A 17234-nucleotide genomic window follows, 5' to 3' on the forward strand; every position below is an offset into this window, starting at 1 on the left:
GAAGCGGGTCCACAGACTGGTGCAACTCCAGTTAACCCAACCATATCAAATAATAAAGGAGATTTTACACATGGCTAACCAAAACTCTTCAAATCAATTGCTAGTACCTGGCGCAGCTCAGGCTATCGACCAAATGAAACTTGAGATCGCTTCTGAATTCGGCGTTAACCTTGGAGCGGATACGACTTCCCGCGCTAACGGTTCTGTCGGAGGAGAAATCACAAAACGTTTAGTATCTTTCGCTCAGCAGAACATGGGCGGCCGCGTACAATAACAATTCAATAAATGGCTGACAGAAGGCGCGGTTTCCGCGCCTTCTTTATATTTGTCACCCTTTTTTCCTGCTCCACATATCCTAGAAAAAAAGGGAGGGAATGAGGGTGCCATTCATCGCGATTGTGAATTGGGAGCTGGTGCAGTTCGTAAGTATATCCATGATTAACGAATATGTTTCCCATCGTTCTGCATTCTTGTACAGGTATTCTTTCCCACGCTGTTCAAACTGAGTACATCCTTTTATAATGGGGGCGAGGAGGTTTTTTCATGAAAATTGCTTTATTTGGGGCAAGCGGCCGGGTCGGACAAGCCTTTTTAAAATTGGCAGGCACCGATGAACAACTTGATATTTACGCCTTGATCAGGTCACCAAATGATAAACTTGATCTGCCGAAAGAACGGATCGTTATCGGGAATGCTCGCTGCCGGGAAAATGTGAAAGAAGTCATGAAAGATGCTCAGATCGTCATCAGCTGTCTCGGAACAGATGGCGATGATACGCTGTCAGCTGCCATGACACATATTCTTGCCATTATGCAGGAACAGCATATCCAACGGGTCATAACGATCGGCACCGCGGGCATTCTTAATTCACGGATTGAACCAGGAAAATACCGATTTGAAACAAACGAAACAAAACGAAAACTGACCCGCGCTGCCAAGGAGCATGCAAAGGTATATGAAATGCTCAGAGCTTCGTCCTTAGACTGGACCATTATCTGCCCCACATATCTTCCCGACGGAGAAGCAGCGGGTGAATACCGTGCAGAACGCAACGTCTTGCCGGTAGAAGGCAAAATGATCACTGTCGGCGACACAGCGGCTTTTCTGTATCACGAGCTTCTTACAGGAGACTATATCGGCTGCCGGGTAGGACTGGCTTATTAATGCGTACAAAAACCCAAAACATTGGATGTCTTGGGTTTTTGAAAGCTATGCAATGGAATGCTTCTGCCCTTTTTGCAGCTTATACATTTGATAATATTGCCCTTTTAATGCCATTAGTTCCTCATGATTCCCTTTCTCCACAATTTCTCCTTTTACAAGCACTAAAATTTGATCCGCGTTTCTGATGGTTGAAAGCCGATGGGCAATGACAAATGTCGTGCGCCCTTGTTTCACTACATCCAGCGCCTTCTGGATCAAAGCCTCTGTCTCCGTATCAATATGCGCTGTTGCTTCATCCAAAATCAAAATAGCGGGATCGTACGCCAGAGCTCTTGCAAAGGAAATAAGCTGCCGCTCTCCCGAGGATAGCGTGCTGCCTTTTTCAATGACAGGTTCGCTAATGCCTTTCGGAAGCTTTTCAAGAAGCGACTCAGCCCCGACTTGCCGCAGTGCTTCTATGATGTCTTCTTTCGAAATTCTTTCATCCTCCAGACTGACGTTAGAACCGATTGTTCCTGAAAATAAATAAGGGTCCTGAAGCACAATTCCCATATGGGATCTAAGTTCCTGCCTTGACATGCTGTAAATGCTTCTCCCATCGATGAGCACATCCCCTTTTTGCGCATCATAAAAGCGGAAAAGGATATTTAAAATCGAGCTCTTACCTGAACCGGTATGGCCGACAAGCGCTACAGTTTCGCCTTGTTGTGCTGTAAAGGAGATGTGTTTCAAAACAGTTTCTCCTTCTCGGTAAGCAAATGATACGTCTCGAAATTCAACCCGCCCCAGCGCGCGCTCCTTCGCCGGTTCACCCGCTTCTTCCGTTTCCTTTTCTTCAAGCAGTTCAAAAACACGCCCGGCGGACACCCGCGCCAGTTCCAGTTTAGAAAACTGATTGACAATACCTGTAATCGGCTGGAATAAGCGGTTTAAGTAATCCACAAACGCGTACAGCACACCGATGGAAACAATTCCTGCCGCGTTTAGGCTTGCGCCGCCAAAATGCCAGATCAGACAAACAAACGCAAGGTTGCGGATCACATTCACAAGGTTGTGTGACATTAAGGAGTTTAAATTCAGCATCCTGTTCTGATAGTAATAATGAGATTCATTTAATTCCTCAAACTCTCTCATTGTTTCTTTTTGATGGCGAAAAGCTTGGATGATCGGCATGCCTTGAATGGACTCATTCATTTTTGCATTAATGTCACTATTGATCGAACGGATTTGATGATTATAATAGGAAGCGTATTTCCGGTAGATAATCGACCACAGCCAGATGATCGGCACAATCGCCAAGCATAAAAACGCGAGCTTTACATCCAGCAGGAACAACGCCGTAAATATCCCGATCATATATATGCCGCTTGTCACAAACGTCGATAGCACTGTCACATATAAATCTCTGATTGCCTCGGTATCATTTGTAATTCTTGCGACTACTTTGCCCGCCGGAAGATTATCAAAATAACGGATCGGCAGTTTCTGAATGCGGGAAAACACATCCTGTCTCATCTTTTGAATAATGCGGTTGGCACTCATCTGCAATAAATAATGCTGACCATATTGGAAAAATACCGAGAAGACAAGCAAACCGGCATACAGAAAAATGAGAAACGTCATCCCCTTCATTTCCGGCTTATAGAACTGAAAAATCTCCTGCTTTGTCAGCTGTTCAGCAGGATACGTCCGGCTTTCGTTTCCGTTAGTGATCGTCAGCTTTCCGTCAGAAACCGTTCTGTTCCCGTCAAAGCTGACAGCCTGATCAACAAAGTAAAACGCCATTCCCACTTGATAAATATGCACTTCTTTCTCTTTAGCAGCCGATCCCTGCATCCGGTCCTCCCTGACGTAGGATGTGCCGTTAAATTTAACTGCATTTTTATCTTTTTCTGAGACCTCATACCATGTTTTTTCAATGCCGAGAATGTGGTCGTCAATCATTTTTTTGCCGATAAACGGTCCGGTCAGCTCTGCCCCGACTGCAATCGCAAGCAACAGGACGGCAGTGATGAGCAATTTTTTATATAGGAGTGCGTATCTCCATAAGGTTTTTCCTGTCTTCATGCCCCTGCTCCCCCTTCTTCCGCAGTGAACAGCTGCTGCCTTTCGTATTGTTCCCGATACCATCCGTTATTGGCCATCAGCTCTTGATGTGTGCCTCTCTCAGAAATCACGCCGCCGTCCATCACAAGGATGAGATCGGCATGCTCCACAGCGGATAAACGGTGCGTCAGAATAAATGTCGTTTTCTCTTGGCGGTTTTTCCTGATGTTGCTGATAATGGCCGCCTCTGTTTTCGCATCTACAGCGGAAAGAGAATCATCCAGGATTAAAATCTCCGGATTCGCCATCAGCGCCCTCGCGATTGAAATTCTTTGTTTTTGCCCTCCAGAGAGTGCGACGCCTTTTTCCCCCACCATTGTCTCCAGACCGTCCGGAAGCATTTGCAAGTCTTTTTCAAAATGAGCTTCTGAAACAGCCTTCTTTACCTCAGCATCACTTGCGTCAAGCTTTCCGTACAAGATGTTTTCTTTTACAGACCGGGAAAACAGTAAATGATCCTGTGGCACATATCCAATCCACCCGCGGAGCCGATCAAGAGGAATCTGCTCAATCGGCACACCTGAACATGTGATGCTCCCTTCACCGGCTGGATACTGGCGCAAAAGCTGCTTAATGATCGTCGTTTTCCCGCTCCCAGTTTTACCGGCAATCCCGACGGTCTGCCCTTTTCGCACGGTAAAAGAAACATCCTGAATATTTACATTTGTTGAGCTTGGATATGTAAAGCTGACATGGCTGAAAACGATGTCTCCAGGCTCTTCTAGATCAGACGGCCGCTTCGGATCTGTCACGTCCGGTTCATAAGAAAGGGTTTCATTTACCCGATCTAAGGACGCGTTGCCGCGCTGCATCACATTAATTAATTCACCGATCGCAAACATCGGCCAAATCATCATGCCCAAATAGACATTAAAGGAAACAAGCTCGCCGAGCGTCAGCTCATTGCGGAAAACAAGAAACGCTCCATACCCCAGTCCAATCAGATAGCTGGCGCCGACAAGCAGCTTAACAGTCGGCTCAAACAGAGAATCGATAAAGGCTACCTTCATATTCTTCCGGTACACATCGGCCGTCATTTCATTAAAACGGCGTTCATCATTTGTTTCCTGCACATAAGCGCGAATCACTCTCACACCCGAGACTGATTCGAGCACCCTATCATTCAACGCTCCGAATGAATGTTGTGCCTCTGTAAACCTCTCATGAATTTTACTTCCGTATATGCTGATGGCAACAGCCATAATGGGAAGCGGTATAATCGCTGCAAGCGTCAGCTTCCAGCTAATCAAAAATCCCATCGTCAAAAAGATCGTCATCATAAACATCGTCGAGTCGACTAACGTCAAAATGCCAAACCCCGTCGTTAAACTAACAGCCTGGAGATCATTTGTCCCCCGCGCCATTAAATCTCCTGTTCTGTATTTCTCATAAAACGGCGGTGCCATTTTCAGCAAATGACCCATCAGCTTAGAGCGGAGAATTTTTTCCATCACATTCGCTCCGCCGAACAGCTGGTGCATCCAAAAATAAGACATGATATACACCACCGCCGTCAAACCTAAAAATACGCTGACATAAAACAGCAGCCCGCCTGAGGTAAACTCCCCCGATTTCATATCGTCGATGGCGTTCCCCAACAGTTTAGGCGGAAACATCTCAAGTACATTTACACATAATAAAAGCACAATCGCAATCGTATAGCGCAGCCAGTAGGCTTTAAAAAACCAGCCCAGCTTTTTCAATACTGAAAACATCCATCCCCATCTCCTTTATCTCGTCAGCCGCCTTCTATTTTTTCCTTGCAGCTCTTTTCGTTCAGGTTGTCATAACCAATCCTTGCCTCTGTATTTGTCTTCACATCCGATACACCTGTCTTTCTTAAGATTTTGTATATAAAAAAGGCATGAAGCGTCAGCTCCATGCCTTTTGTTATTGATTATGATGTACAGAGCGCTTTTCGGCGCGCGGATTAACCCAAATCAAAATAACAGAATAAGGGTTTGCCGCGCCAATATGAAACTGTTCTGTAAGACATATCATTCCTTGGCATAGCAAACCCTCCATTCATTCTGATTTTTCACTCTTTTTTCATAATATAAACAAAACCTTTTTTTGTCAATCATTACTGCCGAGAAAAAGATTAAATAGATTTTATTTCGGGTATTGTATTGTACGACGTTTTTGAAAGGGTGAGAATGATGTTTCATGCTGACCGTATTATTGTTGCGTTTGACGGAAGTGAAAACAGTAAGAAAGCGCTTCAGACAGCCATTGATCTTGCGAAAACGGTAAATGCAGCCATAACAGTCGCCCATTCACATGATATGAAAGACAACCAGACCATCATCGACCCGCCGAGGCCCGCAGCAGGGGCAAGCTATATTGGCGGAGGCATGACAAGTGTTCCTGATCCGCTGATATCAGATGTTGCACCAACGGAGCCAATGATTTATCAAGACCGTACGGAAGAAGTCATCGCCGAAGCCAGAATGATGCTGAATGATCAACTGACAGAGGGAGATATCGATATATTAGAAGGTGACCCGGCTGAATCAATTATCGAGCATGCCAACCGGGTTTCAGCCGATCTGATTGTAACCGGAAGCAGAGACCAAAACAGACTGAAGAAACTTTTGTTTGGAAGTGTAAGTGAAAAGCTTTCGGCGAAATCAGACATACCGGTTCTGATCGTAAAGTGAGCACGCCATGTGCTCGCTTTTTTAAATTCATAATTGTGAAAAAATATGGATTTTCGTTTTTTTCTGATATAATGCTTTCGTGCCCAAAAGCACAAAAGCATTAAAGAAAATGATGGGGTGTTGTTTTGGATTCTCAAAAAAAGCTGACGTTTCCGTTAGCCGTCGGTTTATTTATATTAATGTTAGGAGTCATTATCTCCTGCTTATTTTTTCTTCATACAGAACCGCATATCCCGCTGTTCCTATGCGTTGTCCTGCTCTCAGCAGCCGGTTTATGGTACGGTTTTTCCTGGAATAGCCTTGAAAAAGGAATTGTTAGCGGGATTAAAAACGGTGTACAGCCGATTATCGTTCTGGCGCTGATCGGTATCTTAATCGGCGCTTGGATGTACAGCGGCGCCATACCGTCCGTTACTGTTTATGCATTGTCCTTTATTGAACCGAGCCACCTTCTTTTGACTGCTTTGTTTTCCTGCATGATCATCAGCACACTTGTCGGCTCAAGCCTGACAACAGTAAGTACAATTGGCGTGGCACTGATTGGCGTGGCAAGCGCGGCAGGCGTTCCGCTCGAATGGACGGCAGGGGCAGTCATTTGCGGAGCTTGCTTTGGTGATAAAATGTCACCGATGTCGGATACAACAAATTTTGCTGCGGGTATAGGCGAAATATCAATCTTTGAACACATTCGCAACATGATGGGCACAACCATTCCCGCCTTGCTGATCACTGTTGTCCTTTTTTACTTCCTTGGTTTTTCAGTCTCAGCGGACGCTGCTTCAACAGGTGATATTGCACACGTTATTGCCGGAATAAAAAATGCAGCAAATGTCACACCGTGGGCGCTTCTTTCTCCGCTCTTAGTTGTTTTGCTGGCGATTAAGCGCGTGTCCGTTATTCCCGTTCTGACTGCCGGTATTATTTCCTCGGGAATTTTGACAGCCATTTTCGTTCCCGACAGCAGCATTCAGGCTTTTATGTCAGCCCTGCAAAATGGCACCATGTTCGAAACTGACAATGAGGCAGCCGCCAAAATCATCAACAGAGGCGGACTGCAATCCATGATGGGCTCAGTTTCTCTTATTATGATCGCTTTTGCACTCGGCGGTTTAATGGAGGAAATCGGCCTGATCTCCGCACTATTGGAGGGTGTAATGAAAGGAATCCGTTCAAAGGGCAGTCTCATTGCAGCAACTGTCTGCTCAAGTATCGGTGTTAATCTTGCAACAGGCGAACAGTACTTATCTATATTAATACCAGGACAATCTTTTAAGTCTTTATATGACAAACAAAACATTCAGCGGAAGTTTCTATCAAGATCATTAGAGGACGGTGGAACATTGATTAATCCATTGATCCCTTGGGGCGTCAGCGGGGCTTTTATGGCAACCGCGCTTGGTGTTCCCGTCATTGACTATATCCCATTTGCATTCTTCCTCTATATATCCCCGATGATCTCGATTTTAGTTGGATTTGTAAAAAAATAAAAAGAGCGCCGCTTGCAAAGCGGGCTCTTTTTTATCATTAAAATGATACGCGGGCTGCCTGCTGAATACATTCTTGAAAAGCAGCCTGCAGCTGTTTTGTCACCGGTCCGGGCACTCCGCTTCCGACTGATTTCCCATCAAGCGTCACAACCGGAATAATTTCTGCCGTCGTTGAAGAAATAAAGATTTCGTCCGCCTGTCTCAGCTCTTCCTCAGTAACTGGCTTTTCATCAAGCTCTATGCCGTTCTTTACGATGAGATCCAAAATATTCTTTCGTGTAATCCCATTGAGAATCATTCGGTTAGCCGGATGCGTCCGCACCGTACCGTTTAAAACGGCATAAACATTAGAAGATGTACCTTCTGTAACAATTCCGTCTCTTATTAAAATGCCTTCAAATGCTCCCGCTTCATAAGCTTTCTGTTTTGCCATCACATTATACAGTAAATTCAGACTTTTAATATCGCATCTCAGCCAGCGAAGATCTTCATCCGTGATGGCAGAAACGCCGTATGCCTGCTCCTGTTCCGGCTTTTTAACAGAAAATGTATAGGCAGTCGTCTGCGGCTCAAGTCCCGCTTCATATTGGTGTTTTCGCGGAGCAACCCCTCTGGTTGTTTGAATGTAAACCGCTCCGTCGCTGACCGCATTTTCCTGCACAAGCTTTTGCAGGTCCCACTCTAAATCTTCTAAACTGAACGGCAGTGAAATTCCGATCTCAGCCGCGCTTCTGAATAAACGCTCCGCATGCTCGCGTAAGCCGAATAGTACTCCTTTATACACCCTGATAACCTCATAGATTCCGTCTCCAAACTGATAGCCGCGATCTTCCACATCAATGGATGCCTCGTTCCGCTCCACCAGCTGGCCATTAACCAAAATCTTCATATAAACCCTCCCTTTTTCGTATTAATCATGATGTCTAATCAAGCTGTCATTGTCACTCATTCTACCATATTAAACCAGCTGAAAAACAGAAAGATCAAGAGCTCGATAGCTGGGAAGGAGATTATTTTTTCCTTAAAATCCGACATTTCGACATTTTTTCTATGTTCTTTCCAGTTTTATTCCTGTATACTTGACTCGTAATACATAGGTTGTAAACAATGGCACCTTCAGGGCTGCCAATACAGCGGTATGTAGAGATTTTATGCCACTGGAGAGATTGATATGCGACAAACGAGAGGAGATGCTTCTCCTTCTGCAGTTTCGCTTGCTTTTAAATTTGCAAGTTTAGCAGTTTTATGTGTGCTGCTTTTGCTTATGGTGATTTTAGGTTATTCCAACAGCTCCTCGAAAGCAAAAGAAATCACTGTCACAACAAACAGCCAGCTTCGTGATGAGAAGGAAAGCCTGAAGCTGAAAGACGACTCCCCAGGCCTGCTGATAAAACATTTGCAGACCGAACAAAATATGGGAGACAAAACGGTTTACTTAACATTCGATGATGGCCCATCAGCCTATACAAACCGCTTGCTGGACGTATTGAAAAGCGCCGATGTAAAGGCGACATTTTTTATGCTGTCACCGCGAATGAACGAATTCAAACACGCGGTTAAAAGGGCCGAAAATGAAGGGCATGCACTCGGTTTACACGGGGTCACGCATAATAACAAATTGTTTTATCAAACGCCGACATCACCGCTAAAAGAAATGCAGCAGGCGCGTGACACGCTGGAAAGCATTACAGGCTATCGCACCGATCTCGTTAGAACGCCCTATGGGAGCAAGCCGTCTCTTACAGATTCACAAATTCGCAATCTAGAAAAAGACGGTTTTGTATACTGGGATTGGACGATTGACAGCATGGACTGGAAATACCGCAACTCAAAATACGTAGCAGAAGTACTGCAGCAGCTTGACAATATGGAACACAGCCATTCAAATCGGCCGTATGTGATTCTCATGCACGATCTTCCTGCTACAGTAAACGCACTGCCGGTGCTCATCCATAAACTGAAAGAAAAGGGCTATTCCTTCGGTGTGTTAAAAGACACAATGGTTCCTGTTCACGAATAAAAAAGTGAGGCGCTTATCTGCGGCCTCACTTTTTTATGCCCAAGCTCCGGGCAAACTCTCCGATTTTTTGATGGATGACGAAATCAAACAAACTGTCGCAGTACGTCGGCTCCAGGTTAATAATAGCTTTATTAATGCCTGGAATCCGGCTTGCATCCTCAGGCACAAATCTGGCGGGAGCAACTTCAAGAGACGTGCCGATTACCAATAATAGGTCGGCTTTATCCAGCTTCTCATAAAGCGTGTCAAAATGCAAAACGGCATCGCCAAACAGAACGACATCGGTTTTTAATACCGTTCCGCACACCTCACCGTCATGTCCGACCGCAGTACACTCCGGCACATCATGCTTCAGCAAATGAGGGAGATCATATCGGGCGCCGCATGAGAGACAGCTCGCTGTTTGGATAGAGCCATGCAATTCGTATACATGTCTGCTTCCGGCTTTCCTATGAAGGCCGTCAATGTTTTGTGTGAATATATCCACCTGCTTCCCTTGTTTCTCCAGTTCAGCCAAAAGCAAATGCCCTTCATTCGGTTCATAACTCCCGCTCATTTTCATTTGAAACAATTCTTTGAACTTAGGCCAAAACAGACGCGGTTGGCTTAAAAAATAATCGAGGCTCATCGCCTCCATCCTTGAGGCATCCTCAGTCCAGATGCCGCCGGCTGAGCGAAAATCGGGTATGCCTGATTCTGTGCTCATTCCCGCTCCGGTCAGCACGACAATTCGCTGTGCTTCATTCAGCATGTTTCTGAATGCTTCCAATTCAACACCGCCTTACAGTCATTTTTTCTCTTATTTTACCATGAAAAAGACTTCGCCTCTTTGCAGACGAAGTCTTTCTTTTTTATGCCCGTTCCTTTTCCTCTTTATTTAGATTCACTTGGAACGGATCGCTTTGGTGCTTTTGCTTTACAACAACCATTTGGCCGGGATATGCAAACTCGACACCCTCTGCGCCAAGGATTTCAATGATTTTATAGTTGATGTCCTCTCTAATATCGAGGTTTTCAGCCCAAACCGTTGTTTTTGTATAGAAGTTGAAAAATAAATTGTAATAGCTGTCGGCAAACGTATCAAAATTGACCATGATCGTTTCATTATGAACGCCCTCATGCTCCATGAGCATTGTTCTAAGAGAACGAATAGAGCGTTCAAGGTTCTCAATCGGCGTAGCGTAGGATACATGAATGGAAAACGTAATCTGGCGCTTGGTCATTCTCGTCCAGTTCGTGATGGCTTCCATCGACAGCGTGGAATTTGGCACCGTTACTAGTGCACCCTGCGCTGTTCTGAATCTTGTGCTTCTGAAGGTAATATCCTCCACAGATCCGGTCACTGTCGCCGTTTCCACCCAATCACCGATCGTAAACGGTTTTTCAGTGATAATGATGATCCCGCCAAAGAAGTTGCTGATCGTGTCTTTCGCAGCTAGCGCAAAAGCCAATCCGCCAAGCCCAAGACCAGCCACAAACCCATTGACGTCATAATTAAATTCCTGGGCGATCACGCTCACACTGAGCGCTATAATGACAAAACGGAGCAGTTTAGATAAGAACGGCGCCAGAATGTCATCCATATCCAGTTCGAAGCGCTGATTCACTTTATGAAAAATAAAAGATGATGTAGCAGTCAAATTACAAAGCCCCCAGCACAACAGCGCCACAATCAGCGAGCGATATATTTTGCTGATCAGCGGCATCTGCTCATCTAAAAACGGTGAATAACGAATCGCCAAAAACAGCCCTAAGGCAACAAAAAACCATCTGGCTGGCTTATCGAATGCCACAACCACCTGTTTAAAAATTTCAGTTTTCGGTTTGTTTGTCATATTAAAAAGCAAATTAAAGAGATATCTTGTAAACAGTTTTCTTAGTATAAGAAACAACAGCAAAATTGCCAAACTGATGCCGGTTTGAATGATTTTATCAAGCGTGAAATATTGCTGCAGATAATCTAGCATGGCAGTCTCCCCTCTATTCCAATCGAATGTTTATTATACTAAAACATTCGGCAAAATGCTCCTCTAAATGTCTTCTTCATAACATACAAAACCCCGGCGGAGCGCCGGGGCAACTTCTCATATTAACCATTCAGCCAGATTCAATAGGGACAGTCACTTACTTTTTTTCGTTTGTGTCTGATCAAGGAGAGTTGCTTTTTGCATTTCAGCATCTGTTTCGGCTTTAATACTTTCCTCCACTCTGATTCTCCCTTTTCCCATGATCTCGCCTCCTTTTTTGCTATTATAAAGTAACAGAATATTTTGTGAACATGTCGAAAGCACTATTTTTCTGTAGAAGTATGCTTGGATACGATGGGTGTTTCTGTTTCAGTTATACGTTGCGGTCAGCCTGGACTATTCAACTATGCCAGAAAAAAATTCACAAGTTGGTATCGCGGTGCATATATGGATTTGATACAATAACAGAAATGCCCATATGAGGAGCTGACAAGCTTGTACACCATTGCCCACCGCGGAGCATCCGGCTACGCTCCCGAAAATACAATTGCTGCATTTGATCTCGCGGCAGAAATGAATGCAGATATGATTGAGCTGGATGTCCAGCTTACAAAAGACAGGCAGATTGTCGTTATACACGATGACAGAGTGGACCGGACAACAAACGGCTCAGGCTTTGTTAAGGATTTTACACTGAAGGAGCTGCAGGCACTTGATGCAGGAAGCTGGTACGGCCCCGCTTTTCAAGGAGAAAAAATCCCAACTCTGGAGGCGGTGCTCAAGCGCTACCACAAAAAAATCGGCCTTTTAATTGAACTAAAGGGCCACCCTTCGCAAATCGGGATTGAAGAAGAAGTGGGACAGCTGTTAGGACAATTTTCTTTTTCTATTAACAATATTGTTCAATCCTTTGGTTTCCGTTCCATCCAAAGGTTCCGCGCGCTTTATCCATCGATTCCGACAGCTGTTATTACAAGACCGAATTTTGGCATGCTGTCCAGAAATCAGCTGAAAGCCTGCAAAGCTTTCGCAAATTATGTCAATATCAAATACACACGTCTCAATCGTCTCATGATCGCTTCCGCCCATAAAAATGGATTAAAAGTGTTTGCATGGACAGTAAAGCATCAGAAAACAGCAGCCAAACTGCAGGCCATGGGCGTCGACGGAATTGTCACAGACTACCCGGACTACGTATTAAAGGATGGAAAACATGAATAGATATAGTGCGGTTTTTATTGGAGGCGCCCTTGGCGCTTGTCTCCGATACGGATGTACCATCGGCATAAACAATAATATATTTCCGGCTGCAACTTGGCTGGAGAACGCGGCAGGCAGCCTTCTTTTAGGCATTCTGACCGGTTTTTTTATGATTAGGGCGAAACGGCCTTTGCTATCGGCTTTTTTAGGCACCGGTTTTTGCGGAGGTTTTACAACCATGTCAACGTTTTCTAAAGAAACGGTCATGCTGTTGCAATCGCATTCGTCATTAGCTGTTTTGTATATGGCGCTCTCATTCATATCCGGAATCGGGCTTGCGCTCTTTGGCGTTTTGGCAGGACGGCGAATAGCCCAATTTCGAATAGGAAAGGGGCGGAAGCAATGATGACACTGGCTGGTATTTTCGCAGCGGGAGGACTCGGTGCTGTGCTGCGTTTTTGGCTTGGCAATATCATAACATCTAAAACGCAAAGCCTTCGTTTTCCAGTCGGCATTTTGATCGTTAATATACTGGGTGCCCTCGGCCTTGGGCTTTTTACAGGGCTTCATGTGACAAATTCATCTGCAGCACTCATCATCGGCACCGGCTTTTTTGGCGCCTTTACCACGTTTTCCACTTTCAGCGTTGAAAGTGTTCAGCTCTTGCTGGCCAAGCGTGTAAAGGAAAGCATCCTATACATCGGTTTAACGCTTTGCGGGTCCCTTCTGGCGTTTTGGTGCGGCTGGACGCTGCTGACATAAAAAAACCTTGAGCTTATTTCTCGCTCAAGGTTGCACTGTTCAGCATGACCGGATCGGGCATCGGCAGCTTATGGTGGGCCGTAATCCCGGTTGTCTGGCTGAGTTCTTCTTTTATATCTATTTGCTTAATCAAACGGCCATCCATCTTCAGCACCTTTATCGTATATGATCCGATGCGAATGGATTCGCCAGCCTCAATATCAATGTTTTCTTTCAATATCAGCCCGCCGATAGTGTCCACGTCTTCTTGAATCGACGCGCCGAGAAGGCTGTTCACCTGATCCATGCGAACCTTTCCATCCATAACATAATGGCGGTCGCCAAGCTTTTGAATCAACGGCTGTTCGTCTTCATCAAATTCATCTCTGATCTCGCCGACAATTTCTTCAAGAATATCCTCTGTCGTGACAAGTCCCGAGGTTCCTCCATATTCATCCGACAAAATCGCCATATGAATGCGTTCATGCTGCATTTTAATCAGCAGATCATGAACCGGAATTGTTTCAATGACTTCGATCACTGGCCGCACATACGGATGGATCGTCATTTTCATTCTTTCCTCTTCTGTCATAAACAGCAAGTCAGAAAACAAATGCTTCGTATTGACCAAGCCGATGACACTGTCTTTGTCCCCATCTGTGACAGGCCAGCGGGTGTATTTTTCTTTCAGCATAACCTCCAGCATCTCAGCCATTGTCATATCCGTTGATACAGCGGCCATTTCCTTCCGCGGTATCATAATTTCTTTGGCAATGCGGTTATCAAATTCAAAAATCTTATTCACATATTTATATTCAGACGGATTAATCTCTCCGTTTTTTAAACTCTCAGACAACAGCATTCTGAGTTCTTCTTCAGAATGAGAACCCTCATGTTCTGACGCCGGCTTCAAACCAAACATGCCGCATAAAAGCCGCGCCGATCCATTCAGGATCCAAATAAACGGAAACAGAAGCAAATAGAATAGTCGCAACGGACCCGCTATCAGCAAGGTTAGCTGTTCAGCCTTTTGAATCGCGACCGTTTTCGGAGCCAGTTCACCTACAACAACATGCAGAAATGTAATCAAGCCGTACGCGACCGCAAAAGAGACTGCATGAGAAACCGATTCCGGCAGGCCGAGCGGTTCAAACAATGGATGCAGCAACCGTTCAAATGCCGGCTCCCCCAGCACACCGAGTCCAATTGATGTCACTGTAATGCCCAGCTGGGATGCAGATAAATATTCATCCAAATCTGTAATGACACGCTTTGCGAGTATCGCCCGTTTGTTTCCTTCTGTTATAAGCTGATCAATTTTGGATCTCCTTACTCTAACAATCGCAAACTCACTTGCGACGAAAAATGCAGTTAAAGCAATGAGCACACCAATTAAAATCAGACTGTCAATATCGTCCATTTAACCTTATCCCCTCATTAAAGGATAAGGAGTCACCTCCTGATATAATCATTTTTCCTTAACATTGAGGTACGCGGTGTATTGTTGCCTAAGCAGAGGGCCCCATCATACCACCTCCAAGTCAAAGTTTGATTATAAATTGTATATTTTATTGTAACACAACTCATTCCAAAAATGATTTTTAATTTTTAGACTTCTATCATAGGACAGCCTATTGATTCATCCGGCCAGCAGGTTCTTGCTATTCATGCATAGCCTTTCAAGACTCTGCACCTGTAGAGATGCAAAGATTATTGGCAAGGTGCTGTTCACTGAAATATCGTAAATATATCTGTTTTTCAAGCTGAAGCTCGTACGGCTCATTCGCTCGTATCTGCTTCGGCGGCGTGCATAGGATAAAGTTCGTTTGAGACCAGTTTGACTGTTAGATCATGACGTGTGCTTTTAAATGTGTTAATAGATGTGTCTGGTCACACAGCACAGGCAAGGGCCAGGAATTGGCTCGACCAGTTTGCGTTATAAACGGTTTCTACCTTCAGGCCGGCTCTGCTGTTATGGTTGAACTTGGCGGTTTATTCGGGGGAGGGATAAAATCAGGTAATTAAAAAACGGGCTAAAGCCTGGGGCATACGGCAAATAAAAAAAGATAACAGCCTCGGGATCGCTGTTATCTTTTTGTGCGAGATGGCTTATAAAAAATCTTTATATAAGGCGATAAAGATGTCGCGTGATTGTTTGATTTGCTCCAGCGGCACACTGAAGGATAAACGGAAGTGCCCTTTCATCCCAAAACCGCTGCTCGGCACAATTAACAATTTATACTTTTGCGCTGCATGCACACAAAATGCAACTTCATCTTCAATTGGCGACTTCGGAAAAACGAAGAAACCGCCTTTTGGCATTTCAAATTCAAAACCGGCTTCCTTTAAAATGTCAACCATGACATCTCTGCGTTCTTTATAAGCGCTTGCGTCTATTCTTAAATCATCCATTCTCGCCACAGCCCGCTGCATCATGACAGGTGCATTTACAAACCCAAGCGTTCGATTGCAGTACACAAAAGCATTTATCAAAAGGTCGGCATCCGGCATGCTGCTGTCTAAGCCGATATAACCGAGCCGCTCCCCTGCTATGCCGAGGTCCTTACTGAATGAGCTCGCCAAAATGACACGATGATACGATTGAAACGGATTTGCCAGCTCTTCATCATAAATCAGCTGACTGTACGGTTCATCAAACAGTACATAGATGGTTTGGCCGTTTGTCTCTTCAATCTCTTTTAACAGAGCGCCCAGATCATCTATATTTTTCTGGCTGAGTACGGTTCCCGTCGGGTTATGAGGTGTATTCAGGATGAGTCCTTTCGTCTGCGGGGTAATCGCCTGCCTTACCGCTTCAATGTCAATCTCGAACCGGGCTGTCAGCGGACAGCTGACAGCCTTCCCACCATAGTTCTCAATATACAATTTATATTCTGCAAAATAAGGAGCAAGAATGATGACCTCTTCTCCCGGATTTAATATACTTTTTAGCGCCACATTCAATGCGCCGCCCGCACCTACTGTCATGACAACACGCTCAGCTGAAAACTCGGCAGCAAAGCGGCCGGCCAGAAATTGCGCGACTTTTTCTCTAGCTTCAGGAAGGCCCTGATTTTGTATGTATCCGTGATTTCCTTTTTCAGCTTCTTCTATTAATGCTCTCGTAAAGGCTTCAGGCGGTTCAACCACCGGGTTGCCGATTGAAAAATCAAACACCTGGTCATTTCCGAACTCTTTCTTCAGTCTCGCTCCTTCATCGAACAGCTTTCGAATCCACGATCCTTTATTTAGGTTCTCTTCAATTTCCCGCGATAAACCAGCCAATCTCATCTGTCCCTTCTGCACATATAAATTGAACATTCTATCTATCTATGTTACTCCAACCAGAATTCGGATGCCACTTTTTCCATATCCGGCTTCCCGAAAAAAACAATAAACTTGTGTAAGGCACCCTTCATATATTAAACTATTCTCATAACTATAACGTGATGGTTGGGAGGGATTTAGATGGGGCTGAGACTTATCGTATCAGTGAACTAGCGGCACTTGCCGGAGTAACGAAACGAACAGTTGATTATTATACGAATCTTGGTCTGCTGACGCCGGCCAGATCCTGTTCAAATTATCGTTACTACGATGAAAACGCACTTAAACGACTCATATTTATTGTAGATTGCAAGCAGCAGCGATTGGCCCTGTCCGATATTAAAGATCGACTGGAGAACCAGTTTCCCTCTTCAGCCATAGATCATGATGAAATTGGAAATCTGGCATCTGAAATTGATTATATGAATCAAAACATCTCCGGAATCTTGCATCGGTTTGAACGGCTGAAGCCTGAGGATCGTGACGAGCTGAAAAGCAAACTTACGCCCGAAAAGCTCGCCGTGTTCCAATCATTTATGCTGCTGTTAAGTTAAAACCATTT

Annotated in this window: 18 protein-coding genes; 10 read left to right on the plus strand and 8 right to left on the minus strand. The window is 44.8% G+C overall.

The genetic code is table 11. The features are described from left to right. The first annotated feature begins 70 nt into the window (after window positions 1-70). The 3 genes from sspB (at window position 71) to V6D42_RS09665 (ending at window position 1164) form a co-directional block, all read left to right on the plus strand. Window positions 71-274 carry a beta type acid-soluble spore protein SspB gene (sspB, locus tag V6D42_RS09655; protein ID WP_010333571.1) on the plus strand — a complete coding sequence of 68 codons (204 nt, stop codon included), beginning with the start codon at window positions 71-73 and terminating at the stop codon, window positions 272-274. Window positions 275-380: 106 nt separating this feature from the next. Further along, window positions 381-506 (plus strand): hypothetical protein, encoded by a 126-nt coding sequence (locus V6D42_RS09660; RefSeq protein WP_081720765.1) that lies wholly within the window; start codon window positions 381-383, stop codon window positions 504-506. Between the two features lie 37 nt (window positions 507-543). Continuing rightward, a complete protein-coding gene (locus V6D42_RS09665) occupies window positions 544-1164 on the plus strand; it encodes an NAD(P)-dependent oxidoreductase (protein WP_333513063.1) in 621 nt (206 codons plus the stop codon). Between the two features lie 45 nt (window positions 1165-1209). Here the strand turns inward: V6D42_RS09665 and V6D42_RS09670 are convergent, their stop codons facing one another. Next, window positions 1210-3231, minus strand: coding sequence for an ABC transporter ATP-binding protein (locus V6D42_RS09670; RefSeq protein WP_333513064.1), 2022 nt, complete (start codon window positions 3229-3231; stop codon window positions 1210-1212). Further along, window positions 3228-4985: an ABC transporter ATP-binding protein gene (locus V6D42_RS09675; protein ID WP_333513065.1), complete on the minus strand. Its 1758-nt coding sequence runs from the start codon at window positions 4983-4985 to the stop codon at window positions 3228-3230. Before V6D42_RS09675 ends, V6D42_RS09670 begins: the two co-directional genes overlap by 4 nt. A gap of 444 nt (window positions 4986-5429) precedes the next feature. Here V6D42_RS09675 and V6D42_RS09680 point away from each other — a divergent pair, with 444 nt between their 5' ends. Together V6D42_RS09680 and nhaC are read left to right on the plus strand one after the other, a co-directional pair. After that, window positions 5430-5930, plus strand: a complete 501-nt coding sequence (locus V6D42_RS09680; protein ID WP_333513066.1) for a universal stress protein — start codon at window positions 5430-5432, stop codon at window positions 5928-5930. Between the two features lie 125 nt (window positions 5931-6055). Continuing rightward, window positions 6056-7417, plus strand: a complete 1362-nt coding sequence (gene nhaC / locus V6D42_RS09685; RefSeq protein ID WP_333513067.1) for a Na+/H+ antiporter NhaC — start codon at window positions 6056-6058, stop codon at window positions 7415-7417. Window positions 7418-7454: 37 nt separating this feature from the next. Here the strand turns inward: nhaC and dat are convergent, their stop codons facing one another. Continuing rightward, window positions 7455-8306 carry a D-amino-acid transaminase gene (gene dat / locus V6D42_RS09690; protein WP_268504788.1) on the minus strand — a complete coding sequence of 284 codons (852 nt, stop codon included), beginning with the start codon at window positions 8304-8306 and terminating at the stop codon, window positions 7455-7457. A gap of 282 nt (window positions 8307-8588) precedes the next feature. On the opposite strand from dat, the gene V6D42_RS09695 reads away from it, so the two are divergent. Further along, window positions 8589-9437, plus strand: coding sequence for a polysaccharide deacetylase family protein (locus V6D42_RS09695; protein ID WP_333513068.1), 849 nt, complete (start codon window positions 8589-8591; stop codon window positions 9435-9437). A gap of 25 nt (window positions 9438-9462) precedes the next feature. On the opposite strand, the gene V6D42_RS09700 is transcribed toward V6D42_RS09695, so the two are convergent. From V6D42_RS09700 to V6D42_RS09710, 3 genes are all read right to left on the minus strand, one after another. Beyond that, window positions 9463-10206 carry an NAD-dependent protein deacylase gene (locus V6D42_RS09700; protein WP_268446626.1) on the minus strand — a complete coding sequence of 248 codons (744 nt, stop codon included), beginning with the start codon at window positions 10204-10206 and terminating at the stop codon, window positions 9463-9465. Window positions 10207-10288: 82 nt separating this feature from the next. Beyond that, window positions 10289-11404, minus strand: a complete 1116-nt coding sequence (gene mscY / locus V6D42_RS09705; RefSeq protein ID WP_333513069.1) for a small-conductance mechanosensitive channel protein MscY — start codon at window positions 11402-11404, stop codon at window positions 10289-10291. Window positions 11405-11557: 153 nt separating this feature from the next. After that, a complete protein-coding gene (locus V6D42_RS09710; protein ID WP_333513070.1) occupies window positions 11558-11665 on the minus strand; it encodes a YhdX family protein in 108 nt (35 codons plus the stop codon). Between the two features lie 234 nt (window positions 11666-11899). Here V6D42_RS09710 and V6D42_RS09715 point away from each other — a divergent pair, with 234 nt between their 5' ends. The 3 genes from V6D42_RS09715 to crcB are packed head-to-tail and all read left to right on the plus strand — an operon-like array spanning window position 11900 to window position 13366. After that, window positions 11900-12625, plus strand: coding sequence for a glycerophosphodiester phosphodiesterase (locus V6D42_RS09715; RefSeq protein ID WP_333513071.1), 726 nt, complete (start codon window positions 11900-11902; stop codon window positions 12623-12625). After that, window positions 12618-13010 (plus strand): fluoride efflux transporter FluC, encoded by a 393-nt coding sequence (locus tag V6D42_RS09720; RefSeq protein WP_333513072.1) that lies wholly within the window; start codon window positions 12618-12620, stop codon window positions 13008-13010. The genes V6D42_RS09715 and V6D42_RS09720 overlap by 8 nt, the downstream gene beginning before the upstream one ends. Then, the gene (gene crcB / locus V6D42_RS09725) at window positions 13010-13366 is read left to right on the plus strand and encodes a fluoride efflux transporter CrcB (RefSeq protein WP_333513138.1); all 357 of its coding nucleotides are present in this window, start codon (window positions 13010-13012) and stop codon (window positions 13364-13366) included. The genes V6D42_RS09720 and crcB overlap by 1 nt, the downstream gene beginning before the upstream one ends. 13 nt (window positions 13367-13379) lie before the next feature. Here the strand turns inward: crcB and V6D42_RS09730 are convergent, their stop codons facing one another. Together V6D42_RS09730 and V6D42_RS09735 are read right to left on the minus strand one after the other, a co-directional pair. After that, the gene (locus V6D42_RS09730; protein ID WP_333513073.1) at window positions 13380-14765 is read right to left on the minus strand and encodes a hemolysin family protein; all 1386 of its coding nucleotides are present in this window, start codon (window positions 14763-14765) and stop codon (window positions 13380-13382) included. A gap of 689 nt (window positions 14766-15454) precedes the next feature. Further along, window positions 15455-16636 (minus strand): pyridoxal phosphate-dependent aminotransferase, encoded by a 1182-nt coding sequence (locus V6D42_RS09735; protein WP_333513074.1) that lies wholly within the window; start codon window positions 16634-16636, stop codon window positions 15455-15457. 158 nt (window positions 16637-16794) lie between these two features. On the opposite strand from V6D42_RS09735, the gene V6D42_RS09740 reads away from it, so the two are divergent. After that, on the plus strand, window positions 16795-17226 hold the full coding sequence (locus V6D42_RS09740; protein WP_010333555.1) for a MerR family transcriptional regulator: 432 nt from the start codon (window positions 16795-16797) through the stop codon (window positions 17224-17226). Window positions 17227-17234 lie beyond the last annotated feature (8 nt).

The sequence above is a fragment of the Bacillus sp. 0909A genome, assembly GCF_036765115.1.
GTDB classification, from domain to species: Bacteria; Bacillota; Bacilli; order Bacillales; family Bacillaceae; genus Bacillus; species Bacillus mojavensis.

Coding starts and splice junctions, on each gene's coding strand:
- V6D42_RS09695 (WP_333513068.1), top strand. CDS start 8,589: ATGCGACAAACGAGAGGAGATGCTTCTCCTTCTGCAGTTTCGCTTGCT.
- V6D42_RS09740 (WP_010333555.1), top strand. CDS start 16,795: ATGGTTGGGAGGGATTTAGATGGGGCTGAGACTTATCGTATCAGTGAA.
- V6D42_RS09730 (WP_333513073.1), bottom strand. CDS start 14,765: ATGGACGATATTGACAGTCTGATTTTAATTGGTGTGCTCATTGCTTTA.
- crcB (WP_333513138.1), top strand. CDS start 13,010: ATGACACTGGCTGGTATTTTCGCAGCGGGAGGACTCGGTGCTGTGCTG.
- dat (WP_268504788.1), bottom strand. CDS start 8,306: ATGAAGATTTTGGTTAATGGCCAGCTGGTGGAGCGGAACGAGGCATCC.
- V6D42_RS09710 (WP_333513070.1), bottom strand. CDS start 11,665: ATGGGAAAAGGGAGAATCAGAGTGGAGGAAAGTATTAAAGCCGAAACA.
- V6D42_RS09735 (WP_333513074.1), bottom strand. CDS start 16,636: ATGAGATTGGCTGGTTTATCGCGGGAAATTGAAGAGAACCTAAATAAA.
- sspB (WP_010333571.1), top strand. CDS start 71: ATGGCTAACCAAAACTCTTCAAATCAATTGCTAGTACCTGGCGCAGCT.
- V6D42_RS09665 (WP_333513063.1), top strand. CDS start 544: ATGAAAATTGCTTTATTTGGGGCAAGCGGCCGGGTCGGACAAGCCTTT.
- V6D42_RS09720 (WP_333513072.1), top strand. CDS start 12,618: ATGAATAGATATAGTGCGGTTTTTATTGGAGGCGCCCTTGGCGCTTGT.
- V6D42_RS09680 (WP_333513066.1), top strand. CDS start 5,430: ATGTTTCATGCTGACCGTATTATTGTTGCGTTTGACGGAAGTGAAAAC.
- V6D42_RS09670 (WP_333513064.1), bottom strand. CDS start 3,231: ATGAAGACAGGAAAAACCTTATGGAGATACGCACTCCTATATAAAAAA.
- V6D42_RS09675 (WP_333513065.1), bottom strand. CDS start 4,985: ATGTTTTCAGTATTGAAAAAGCTGGGCTGGTTTTTTAAAGCCTACTGG.
- mscY (WP_333513069.1), bottom strand. CDS start 11,404: ATGCTAGATTATCTGCAGCAATATTTCACGCTTGATAAAATCATTCAA.